7 protein-coding genes are annotated in these 12,757 nt (G+C 38.2%); all 7 read right to left on the reverse strand.

All coding sequences use genetic code 11. From position 1 onward, the window contains the following. Nucleotides 1-71: 71 nt before the first annotated feature. The 7 genes from BW724_RS16700 to tkt all read right to left on the reverse strand — a co-directional run bounded on the left by BW724_RS16700 (nucleotide 72) and on the right by tkt (nucleotide 12,628). Nucleotides 72-1,520: an aldehyde dehydrogenase family protein gene (locus BW724_RS16700; protein ID WP_088076304.1), complete on the reverse strand. Its 1,449-nt coding sequence runs from the start codon at nucleotides 1,518-1,520 to the stop codon at nucleotides 72-74. A gap of 32 nt (nucleotides 1,521-1,552) precedes the next feature. Further along, nucleotides 1,553-2,593 (reverse strand): homoserine dehydrogenase, encoded by a 1,041-nt coding sequence (locus BW724_RS16705; RefSeq protein ID WP_088076305.1) that lies wholly within the window; start codon nucleotides 2,591-2,593, stop codon nucleotides 1,553-1,555. Between the two features lie 15 nt (nucleotides 2,594-2,608). Next, nucleotides 2,609-3,817, reverse strand: coding sequence for a M24 family metallopeptidase (locus tag BW724_RS16710; protein ID WP_088076306.1), 1,209 nt, complete (start codon nucleotides 3,815-3,817; stop codon nucleotides 2,609-2,611). A 235-nt stretch (nucleotides 3,818-4,052) separates the two neighbouring features. Next, the gene (locus tag BW724_RS16715) at nucleotides 4,053-5,723 is read right to left on the reverse strand and encodes a PucR family transcriptional regulator (protein WP_235848997.1); all 1,671 of its coding nucleotides are present in this window, start codon (nucleotides 5,721-5,723) and stop codon (nucleotides 4,053-4,055) included. A gap of 450 nt (nucleotides 5,724-6,173) precedes the next feature. Beyond that, nucleotides 6,174-7,460, reverse strand: coding sequence for a glycoside hydrolase family 27 protein (locus BW724_RS16720; protein ID WP_088076308.1), 1,287 nt, complete (start codon nucleotides 7,458-7,460; stop codon nucleotides 6,174-6,176). A 46-nt stretch (nucleotides 7,461-7,506) separates the two neighbouring features. Then, nucleotides 7,507-9,027, reverse strand: a complete 1,521-nt coding sequence (locus BW724_RS16725) for an arabinosylfuranosidase ArfA (protein ID WP_088076309.1) — start codon at nucleotides 9,025-9,027, stop codon at nucleotides 7,507-7,509. Between the two features lie 1,594 nt (nucleotides 9,028-10,621). Then, complete coding sequence (tkt, locus tag BW724_RS16730; protein WP_088076310.1) at nucleotides 10,622-12,628, reverse strand: transketolase; 2,007 nt, start codon at nucleotides 12,626-12,628, stop codon at nucleotides 10,622-10,624. Nucleotides 12,629-12,757: the final 129 nt, after the last annotated feature.

Consider the following 12,757-nt stretch of genomic DNA (forward strand, 5'->3'; position numbering starts at 1 on the left):
AAGCACTCATCAACACACGATTACACTTAAAGTAACAACATACTATTCTGTAATAATTGGTTAATCATACGTTATAGCAGTCGTTCATTCAGTCTAAAACTAACAACTTTAGGTTCTGTCATTGACTCAATGGAAGATCGAACCCCTTCTCTTCCTAAACCAGACCCTTTAACACCTCCAAAAGGCATGGCATCAATTCGGTAGTCACTGCTGTCGTTTACCATGACACCACCAACATTTAACTTCTTTATTGTATAAAACGCTTTTTCAATATCGGAGGTAAAAATCCCAGCATGTAACCCATAGTCTACATTATTGGATTTTTCCACTGCTTCCCATATATTTTTAACGGGGTATATCAGAACAACAGGGCCAAAAATCTCTTCTTTTGCTATCCTTGCATCTTCAGGGACATCTGTTAAAACAGTAGGATAGTAAAAGGCCCCCTCTCTTTTACCACCAATTTGTAGCTTTGCTCCACGGATTACTGCTTCATTTACCCATTCTTCCACACGCGTAGCCTCTGTTTCATTTATCATAGGGCCAATATCCGTTAGTTCACCCATTTTGTCTCCTACATTTAAATCAGCAGTTCTTTCAACAAATCCCCAGACAAATTCTGAATATATATCTTCCTCCACATAGATCCTTTGCACTCCAATACAATTTTGCCCTACGGCAGAAAATGCACCAGATACACAGGATTGAACTGCATCTGACAAACATGCATCATCCATGACAATAACAGGAGAATTCGATCCGAGCTCCATACTCACCTTTTTTAATCCTGCCTGATGCGCGATCTTTTCTCCCGCTTCTCCTCCACCAGTAAAAGACACCATTTTTACTGCTGGGTGAGTGACAAGTATTTCCCCTAACTCTCTTCCTGATCCCGTAATGACAGATAAAAAGCCTTCAGGTAATCCAGCATACATAAATGCCTCCGCTAACAATAGGGCGCTTAATGGAGTTACTGAGGCTGGTTTAACGACAATGGCATTTCCTGAGGCAATAGCAGGACCCACTTTATGAGCAACTAAATTTAGGGGATCATTAAAAGGGGTGATGGCTGCAATAACACCAATGGGAAACCGATAATAGTAACCAATTCTATTTTCACTACCTTCGTTTTGGTCAAAATTTATCGTTTCCCCATTTATTCTCCTTGCTTCTTCTGCACTAATTCGTATCGTTTGAATTGCTCTTTTTACTTCTGATCGTGCTTCATTAATTGTTTTACTTCCTTCTGAAGCAATTGTGGATGCATATTTTTCTTTGTGCATTTCCATATAATCTGCAGCTCTATTTAAAATACTCATTCTTTCATGCACTGGCCATGACTCTTTTCTTTCGAAAGCCTCATGAGCCTTTTCAACTGCCTTTTTCATTTCAGATTTATTTGCCGAAGGTACTTTCGCAATTAATTGATTATCTTGAGGGTCATACACGTTAAACGTCTCATCTTTCCCCACCCATTCTCCTGCAAAAAACATCTTTTCTTCCCTTACCTTTAATTGCATATAGACACCTCCATTTACTTAATAGCCTCACCTCAAGAGTTTCTTTTAAAGTCGATCAAATCAATCAATAGGGAATACGCTGTTTCTTCCAGCCCAGCCCCAGCACCTGTTAATAAAATGGGGCCTGCAAGATCACATTCATATAAAATACCATTTGTAGCACCAGTTACTCCTGCTAACGGATCCTCCTCATTTATACACTCAGGTTTAACTTCTGCCGTAATCCTGTGATCTCCATCTTTTTTTATCTTTGCTAGAAGTCTCCACCGCTTTTTCAAACTTAGAGCCTCTTTAATCATCGCTTCTGTAATACCAGTTATTCCTTCACACTGAACTTCTTCTGGCTTTATATTTCCTCCCATTAAATAGTTTGCAAGAATAACAGCTTTGTAACGTGCATCATAGCCCTCTACATCACTGGTAGGATCCGCTTCTGCGTACCCTAACTCCTGAGCTTTCTTCAATGATTCTTCATACGAGTGACCTTTTTCCATTTCAGTTAACATAAAGTTTGTTGTGCCATTTAATATCCCTTTGATTTTCGTTATTTCATTCCCAGCCAATGTGTAAACTGGCATTCTTAAAGCAGGTGTACCACTCATTACCGTGCCTTCAAACCCCCAGTAAGCATTATTTTCCCTAGCTAATAGTGAAAGCTCTTCATACGCTAATGCTACTGGCCCTTTATTGGTAGTAACCACACTCTTTTGATGCCGAAAAGCAGTTCGACAGTGATCGATGGCTGGCTGACCTGTTTCCACATCTGTAAAAGTAACCTCTACAATCACATCAGCATTGGAATTTTTAATAGTTTCAAAGCTATCCCAACCTCGATAAATTTCTTCTCCACCCTCATAATCTTCCACATTTCCAGTTTTCTGTAATGAGTCCATCAATATTGGAATATCAAGTCCCTCTGGGGAATAAATGGAGCCTTTCATCATATCTGATACTGCCACGATAATTGGTTCAAGACCATATTTTTCCCTAAGTTCCTCTTGCTGTTTCCACAGTAAATTGGCTAACGACTGACCTACTCCACCAAAACCAATAAACGCAATTTTTACAGACATGCCAGCCCCCCTAAGTTAACTAATTTTGCCTCCGTGTGGGTGAATCATAAATGGATCTTTCACTATCAAATCTCTAGGATAGTTTGTAAATGTTTCACAGCCTCTTTCTGTGACACGGAAAGACTCACTTATCTCTATTCCATAATTGTCAAACCACAGCCCAGGAATAAGATGAAATGTCATATTTGGCTGCAACACAGTTGGGTCACCAGCCCTGATGCTTGCTGTATGCTCTCCCCAATCTGGTGGATAATTTAGTCCCACGGAATAACCTAATCTCGCCTCTTTTTCAATACCGTGCTTCTTAATACTCTTTCTCCAGACCTCTTCCACTTCCCCACAAGTCATACCTGGTTTTATTGCGTCCAACACTTCTTGCAATCCTTCTACAACGATTGGTGTAATACGCTCCAGTTTTGATGAGGGCTTTCCAATGGAAACCGTCCTCGCTAATGGTACATGGTAACGTTTATAGCAACCTGCTAATTCTACAATGACTGCATCCCCTTCTTCAAAAGATCTTTCAGACCAAGTTAAATGTGGTATTGCCGTATTTTCACCTGTTGGTAATAATGGAACAATAGCTGGATAATCTCCTCCATACTCCTCCGTTCCAGAAAGCATGTAATAATAAATTAATCCAGCTATATCACATTCACGCATCCCCGAACACATATTTTCCACACCTTTTGTCATCGCCTGCTCTGCAATGGTTGCAGCACGCTTCATATAATTAATTTCTTGCTCCGACTTTATCATTCGAACATAATTTACGAGTAGCTCAGCATCGTGAAACGTTGCATTTGGAAGGTTCTTACTAAGCTGCATATATGCTTTTGCGGAAAAATAATAGTTATCCATTTCAACTCCGATATTCCCCTTATCTTTTCCTAGATCAATTAGAACATTTGCCATATAATCCATTGGGTGGTTAATTGCTGAGTGTACGTAATAGTCAGGATAAGCATAAATATTTTCCTCATGTAACCAAGTCTTTGTTTTAGCACCCTTGGAATCTTGATAGCGTCCAATCCAAATGGGTTGTGCTTCATCTATCATAACGACTAAAATTTGATGAACATAAAAGGACCAAGCGTCATAGCCTGTAAGATAGTTCATATTGGCAGGATCCGTTACAAGTAAAACATCTAGACCTTTTTTTTCCATTCGCTGCTTTGTTTCCCGTAGTCTATTCTGATATTCAAACAAATCAAACGGCAGCATGGGATCCTCCTCCTTTGTTTTCTTTCGGTGTAATTGTCTGAATATTAAATCTTTTGTTATGTTATATAATATAAAAAAAACAAGTCCGATGTAATGTTCAATCTGTATGAACTTTTCTTAAAATTCGTTATACACATTGATCCGTAAGGGTTATACTGTCTTCAAATGTAAAGAATCGTAAGTGCAACAACAAAAAAATAACCATCATGCGTATGCATAGATAGTTATCTTAAGATCACTCCATATTCTTTTTTAACATCCAAAGGCGAACACTCAACTCCAACAAAAACAAATCGTCAGAATCTACAAGGGATAATTGTGTTAATGATTCTATGTTCCTTAACCGATGAAGGAGAGATTGCCTGTGCAAATTTAAGGCCCTTGCTGTCTGGCTGACATTACCTTTATATTTGTTGTATATCATAAACGTATAAATAAGATCTGTTTTTCTCTTCTTATCATAATCAATTAATGGTTGAATCGTATCTGTTACAATCTCTTCTATTTCCTTCTTTTGTGACAAAGTCATCAGTAATCTATTAATTCGTGTATCACTGAAAAAAGTACGACTACCTACACCATTCTCTTGTATACCAATATCTAAAGCTGTTTTAGCCTCATGATAACTATCGTAGAAAGCATAGTGACCATCTTTATGTGTAGCAATACCCCAAGATAAGTTTACATTTGTGAGAAGATCTTTCAAGCGTCTCTCTATGACATCTAAAAACTGATTAGCTGTTTCCATATATGGTTTATGATCCGCCTCTAAAAAAACGATAACTTCCCCTTCTTCAAAAGTGGCCATTGTACGGCGATGTAACAATTTCCCCGCACTGGTTATTTCCTTTTGCAAATAATAATTCATACTTTGCAAAGAGGAACTGGCAGGACTATCCTTTGAACCCTTAATCTTTTTTTCAAATAAATCCTGTTCTTGAAACTCTCCTACAATACAAATATAAGGACGAGTCAAATCATATCCGAGCAACTGCCCTTTCGAAATCAACTGAGTGGTTACTTCCGTGCTGCTTTTCGTTAAATTTAAAATAAAATTATCCTTTAATCTAACTTCCGTCATTTCAATCGCGTTTTCTTTCACGAAATAGAGAGCACATGCTGTGAGGGCGTGTTCCAATACGTTCATAACGAACCAAGTGAGATCTTGCCGATCATTTGGTTGAAATATTAAATAGCCTTGTTTTCGATGATTACTAGAAATAGTCAATCGAAAACACATTTCATGATCAATCATATATTCATCTAAATAGTGGGATAATGGGTGTTCTGGTAATAAGCCTGATGGAGGAATTTGCTGTAGTTGGCCGTCCTCTTCTTCATTTAAAATGTTCAACATTTTTTTGTTAAAATGACAGTTCGCCCTTGGTTCACCTAGGAGGTCAGTAATTACAATCGGTATATTAATATGTTTGTACAAAATATTAGAGATATCCTGTAAACCTTTTTCTTGCAGTACACAGTTAATTAACTCCTGTCTAACACCTTCCGCCTGCTGCCTTTCCCAACGTTTATCCTTATTAATTTCTTGGAAAACTGTATGAAGTATGTCTCCAAATCTTACTTCCCAAGGAATCTCGATAATGATAAATTCATAGTGCTCGGCAAGCTGCACTACCCTTTCAGGTATATCATAAATATATCTTCCTGTAGCAAAAGCCAATACTGAAGCACCTGAATCGATAACATCCTTTACAAACTGCTCTAATAAAATGGGGTCATCTTCACACCCGATTCCCGTACTGAGTACCAACTCATTTTTGCGGACAAAATTTTCAACAGGCACTTCTATCACTGAGATCCAGTCAACCTTTTTATCATTCACTAACTTCTTTCCACACTTCACTTTCGAAGTTTCCATGATTGGTAGTTGGATGACATCTTTCACCGTTAACCCAATAACCCCACCCCCAAATATCGAACCTTTTTAATTAGTTTAGTTTATGAAGCAGCCTCCTTAAATATCCAACTATTAGTAAATATACTAACATTACAATTTTAATTGAAGTAAAGAAACGAGGAAGGGTGTTCAATTGAATAAATAAGGGGAGAAATTACGCTTAAAAAATAAATAGCTCGAAAACAGTCTGAATAGACGGAGAAATTCCGCTTATGAACTCCAATCAATTAAAAAAGGGGAAATTCCCTTTGTAAGCCGGAAAAATTCCCCTTATTTGCCACTAAATTAGGTGAAAGTTGATTATAAACGGAATTTCTCCGCTTATTCTATTTCACTGCTAAGGATAGAAATATACTGTCTTGGCGATACGCTAGTTTTCCTAATTAATCCCCAATAAAACCTCATTTACTACAACAGAAATTACTTTTAGTATAAAGCCTAATAGAGTTTTAGAAAAACAGATGCATGTGGTGCAAGAGTAAAACTTAAATTGTGATGAGTTGACCCTAAATCTAAATCAACTCTTTCCCAAAGATTCCTTACATTTACGTTTGAAGTATATCCTAACTGCTCTAAATTAACGGTAACATTTTCCTCTGTATCATTTAAATTAAATATAGCTACAAATGTATTTCCATCATCATCTTTAGAAGACCATACGACTTTATCGTCATCCCTAAAAACTTGCCTAGCACCGTAGCTATGTTGATGAACGTGAAGTACTTCCTCATTTGTTAATAATGATAAAGTCCACTCATCATTATCACGTAATTCTCCACCAAACATGAGTGGTGAACGGAAAATCGACCATAGGGTCATCATTGTCCTCTGTTCATCTTTTGTAAATCTAGTAAATCGATCACTTGCTCCTCCATCCACTGATCGAATTCCAATATGACCTAATGGAAGCATATCTGCATCAGGCCAATGCCCTGGTCCACTATTTTTACTCCATTTATAGCACCGCTCAAACATGTTATAGAGTAGTTCCCAATGGTCCCAGAAATCATCAGTCATTCTCCACATATTCGCATTTTCCTCTAGTAAACTTGCATGTTCTAAAGGAGCAGGACCTGGTGACAAACTTAATACCATCGGTCTACCGCATTTATCAATTGCCTTACGTATCATTTGAATCTCTTCAGTGTGTGTCCCGTATAATCTTGAGTCTGCAATATCATCAACCTTTACAAAGTCAACTTCCCATTCAGCATATAACTCAAAAAGGGAATCATAATACGCCTGTGCACCATCTTTTGATGAATCAATGCCATACATATCAGTGTTCCACGGACAGATGGAATTAGGTTTGGCAATCTCTCTTGCAGTTGCTTTTGAATGTAAGATCGACGTATTTTGATGAACAGCTTGTCTTGGAATACCACGCATAATGTGTATACCAAACTTAAGGCCTAGACTATGAATATAGTCAGTTAATGGTTTAAATCCTTTTCCATTTGCGGCTGAAGGAAAACGATTCGTAGCTGGAATCAAACGTGAATGTTCATCCATATCTAATGGAACGAAAGGTCTATATGCAGAAGAAACAGCCCCTGGCTCGGACCATTGTATATCAACGACAACATACTCCCAACCATACATTTTTAAATTTTCAGCCATGTAGTCTGCGTTTCCTTTTACCTCGTCCTCAGTTACAGTAGCTCCATAACAGTCCCAACTGTTCCAGCCCATTGGTGGTGTTAATGCATATTTGTGATGGTTCATCCTTTCATCTCCTTGAGGATTCATTTATGAATAAGTTCGATTAATTTTATTTTCCGGACTTTTTTAAACGAATCATATTCCATGACATCTTAGGAAGAACACCTACTAATTTTCCATCTTCAAGATATGATTTTCCACCTTTATGCGGTTTTACTTGTTCATTTTCTAGTGTATTAACAGCTTTTGGATTATCATTTTCTAAAACAACATGCTCTATTAACTCCATTCCTTCAAAAGAGCGGATATCAATATCTACATTTAAACCGTTCTCCAGATGACGATTTGTTGCAAAGATAACTAGTTCTTCTTTCTCCTCGTTATAAACAACTGAAGAATCAAGATATGGTACATCCGTAAAGTCTTTACTATCATACTTAGGTGAATTGATTACAGGGTTTAACGCAACACCACGACCATAGACAGATGTGTAGTAATACGGATAGAAAATTGTCTGCTTCCAAGCGCCACCATCATTCTTGGTCATGATTGGTGCAATAACATTCACCAGTTGTGCCATAGCTGCAATTTTAACTCGATCTGAGTGTCGTAACATTGTATTTAACATACTTCCTACGAGCAGCGCATCTTCAAATGTATACACATCCTCTAATTGCGGTGGTGCAACGGACCAAGGTTCAATTTCTTTATCTTCCTCGTTTGAATGGAACCATACATTCCATTCGTCAAAACTTAAGTTGATTGTCTTTTTACTTCTTTTCTTCGCTTTAATGTAATCACACGTAGAAATGACAGTTTTAATAAAGTTATCCATATCTAAGGAAAGAGCTAAATAGTTAGCAGTATCACCATCACGGTTACCATAGTATTGATGAAGTGAAATATAATCGACATGGTCATACGTATGGTCTAATGTTGTGGCTTCCCATTCCGGAAAAGTTGGCATTTGTGCACTTGAGCTCCCGCAACTAACTAACTCAATCGAAGGATCAACCAGTCTCATTGCTTTAGCAGTTTCGGCTGCTAATCGTCCATATTCTTCTGCTGTTTTGTGTCCAACCTGCCATGGGCCATCCATTTCATTTCCTAGACACCAAGTCTTAATATTATGTGGCTCTTCATAACCATGTTCTTTCCTCAAGTCACTCCAATATGTCCCACCTGGATGGTTACAATATTCTATAAAATTTCTAGCAGCATCAATCCCTCTAGTTCCGAGATTAACAGCCATCATCACCTCTGCGTTTACTTTTTTGGTCCAATCGACAAATTCATTTGTCCCTACTTGGTTGGTTTCAATCACACGCCAAGCTAGTTCCAATCTCTTTGGTCTGTTCTCAAGAGGGCCAACTCCATCTTCCCAATTATATGCAGATACCATGTTTCCACCAGGATAGCGTACAATAGGTACTTGCAACTCCTTCACTAATTCTGCAACGTCTTCTCTGAACCCATTTTCGTCTGCTGATGGATGATCAGGTTGAAAGATACCGCCGTAAACAGCTCTTCCAAGATGTTCAATAAAGGAACCATAAATTCTTTTATCAATTTCTGAAATAACAAAATCCTTATCAACAACCATTCTTGCCTTTGAAAACTCTTGTCCCATTTTATTCACCCTTCCACATTAATTAAAGATATAAGCGCTTTCATAAAAAATAAAGTCTATCCTATATTCAAAGATTATCGCATATCCGTACAAGGGTCAATGACTGAACAACCAACTAGAATTGAACATATACGTACAATTTGGGGTAACATTAGAGTATTGCTTACTTTCAATAATATAAGTAGAATTGGCGGGATGTCTATTTACACTTCTAATAACTCTTCATCTATTTTCGAAATAATATAGAATATGTACGTATACCATTACAGCGACGATAAATAGGTGCAATTAAGTATTAAAAGACTTAGATTATAAAATAATTACTAAACTATGAATAGAATTGTGAAGATTCATTTTTGCTGTATTGGGAGGTTTCTCGTTCATTGAGTGACTAAAGATACTTTAAATAATGTTAACAACAAAAGTTAGAATCTCACGTGAGATAGACTGCTTATCGAACGCGAAATTGAACAATAGCAAGAAACTCGCGTGAGATAGGCCGCTTATCGAACGTGAAAATGAACAAAAGCAAGAAACTCGCGTGTGATAGGCCGCTTATCGAACGTGAAAAAGAACAAAAGCAAGAAACTCGCGTGTGATAGGCCGCTTATCGCACGTGAAAATGAACAAAAGCAAGAATCTCACGTGAGATAGGCCGCTTATCGAACGTGAAAATGAACAAAAGCAAGAAACTCGCGTGTGATAGGCCGCTTATCGAACGTGAAAATGAACAAAAGCAAGAAACTCGCGTGTGATAGGCCGCTTATCGAACACGTAATTGTGCAAAAGCAAGAAACTCGCGTGTGATAGGCCGCTTATCGAACGTGAAAATGAACAAAAGCAAGAATCTCACGTGAGATAGGCCGCTTATCGAACGTGAAAATGAACAAAAGCAAGAATCTCACGTGAGATAGGCTGCTTATCGAACGCGAAATTGAACAATAGCAAGAAACTCGCGTGAGATAGGCCGCTTATCGAACGTGAAAATGAACAAAAGCAAGAATCTCACGTGAGATAGGCCGCTAATCGGACGCGAAAATGAACAAAAGCAAGAAACTCGCGTGTGATAGGCTACTTATCGGACGCGAAAATGAACAAAAGCAAGAAACTCGCGTGAGATAGAGGCCTAATCGGACGCGAAAATGAACAAAAGCAAGAAACTCGCGTGAGATAGGCTGCTTATCGAACGCGAAATTGTGCAAAAGTTAGAATCTCGCGTGAGATACCAAGCTAGTAAATATATTAAATCTTCAATCTAGTGAGTAAAGTGCCATGGAAAACGACCTTGTAATGCATAACTAATATTTTTACAATAGTTCGTCCACTTTTCTCCTCCCACACCATATTTTTATACAAGGAAGCATGAAAGTTTTAGTTTCTAAGTTGATGTGTACGGGTAAAATTAAATGTTCTTTTAATACCTTTATAATCACTCCACTACTATACTTCACCACGATCCCCCCTCCCCATATATAAATCAATGAGTTATCCACAGGTCGATTATTTTATAATTTCCTGCTAAACAACAAAAAAAACTGCCCCTAAAGTAAACCAACTTTAAAGGGCAGTCTGTCTTTTATTTCGCTTAAATATATTACTTCACTGTCACAGCAGCAAGTACTTTATCTACGTTTGCTACTACATTTTCAACTGTGAATCCGTACTCTTTCATTACGATATCTCCTGGTGCAGATGCTCCAAATGTTGAAATACCAATGATTGAACCTTGATCTCCAACATATTTTTCCCAACCTTGTGGGTAAGCCATTTCAATCGCAACACGTGCTTTGATGTTAGAAGGGATGACAGACTCCTTGTACTCATCAGATTGTTGCTCGAATAGCTCCCAGCTCGGCATACTAACTACGCGAACTGCTACACCTTTTTTAGTTAATTCCTCTTTTGCTTCAACAGCAAGACTTACTTCTGAACCTGTAGCAAGTAAGATTACGTCTGCTTCTTTATCTGAATCAGATAAAACATAAGCACCTTTTCTTACGCCGTCATAAGCAAGTTCAGCAGATCCTTTTAATACAGGTAATTTTTGTCTAGTAAGCACCATTGCAACAGGAGCTTCACGTTGTTCAAATGCATAACGATATGCTTCTAACGTTTCATTTCCATCAGCAGGACGCATTACAGTTAAACCTGGAATTACTCTTAGTGCAGGTAATTGCTCTACTGGCTCATGTGTTGGGCCATCTTCCCCTACAGCAATACTGTCATGAGTAAGAACATATACAACTGGTTGATTCATCATAGCAGCTAGACGGATAGATGGACGTAAGTAATCAGAGAATACGAAGAACGTACCACCGTATGGACGAACACCACCGTGAAGAGCTAATCCGTTTAGTGCCGCTCCCATTGCATGTTCACGTACACCGAACCAAATGTTTCTTCCAGCAAAATCTTCTTTACTGAAGATTGGTAATCCTTTTAATGTCGTATTGTTTGAACCAGCTAAGTCTGCAGATCCACCAAATACTGTTGGAAGGTTTTTCGCAATTGCATTTAATGCATGACCTGAAGATTCACGAGTAGCCATCTTAGGTGCATCTAATGGGTAGTGCTCAAGATCCTTGTCCCAACCTTCTGGTAATTGATTATTGATCGCTTGTTCGAATTGTAGAGCAAGCTCAGGATGTGCTTTTTTATAGTCTTCGAATTGTGCATTCCATTCAGCTTCTGCTTTTTCACCAGCTACTTTTATTTTTGCATAGTGATCACGTACAGATGTAGGAATTTCAAATGGCTCATGCTCCCAGCCGTAGCTTGCTTTCGTTAAAGCTACTTCTTCCGCTCCAAGTGGGGCACCATGGGAAGCAGATTTACCTGATTTATTTGGGCTACCGTGACCAATAATTGTACGTACTTCAATTAATGTCGGTTTGTCAGTAACACTTTTTGCTTCTTCAATTGCTTTACCAATTGCAGCAATATCTGTACCGTCTTCAACGCGTACATAGTGCCATTGGTAAGATTCAAAACGCTTTTGCACACTTTCAGAGAAAGACATATTTAAATCTCCGTCTAAAGAGATATCATTTGAATCATATAAAACTACAAGTTTTCCAAGACCCATATGTCCTGCCATAGAAGCTGCTTCAGAAGAGATACCTTCCATTAAGTCTCCATCACCACAAATTGTGTAAGTATAGTGATCAACAATGTCAAATCCCTCTTTATTGTATGTTGCTGCTAAATGAGCTTCACCCATTGCCATACCTACTGCAGTAGAGATACCTTGCCCTAGTGGTCCAGTAGTCGCTTCAACACCAACTGTGTGACCAAACTCTGGGTGACCAGGTGTTTTACTTCCATGTTGACGGAAGTTTTTAAGCTCTTCAATTGGAAGATCATATCCAGTTAAGTGGAGTAAGCTGTACAGTAGGGCAGATCCGTGACCAGCAGATAAAACAAAGCGGTCTCTGTCAAAGAATGATGGATTTGCTGGATTGTGCTTCATGTGGTTAGCCCAAAGCTCATAAGCCATTGGAGCAGCCCCCATCGGCATACCTGGATGTCCAGAATTTGCTTTCTCTACCATATCAATAGATAAGGTTCTTAAACTATTAATTGCTTGTTGTTCAATCGTCATTACATTACCTCCATGTGTATAATTAAAAATTATTACCAACATAAAAACCTGTAGGGAAAATACACTGATAAGACTATTAAATTAAAGTTATGTATTAAAACAACCCTACAAACTATAGTTCAGCCCGTG

Source organism: Litchfieldia alkalitelluris (assembly GCF_002153425.1).
Lineage (GTDB): Bacteria > Bacillota > Bacilli > Bacillales > Salisediminibacteriaceae > Evansella > Evansella alkalicola.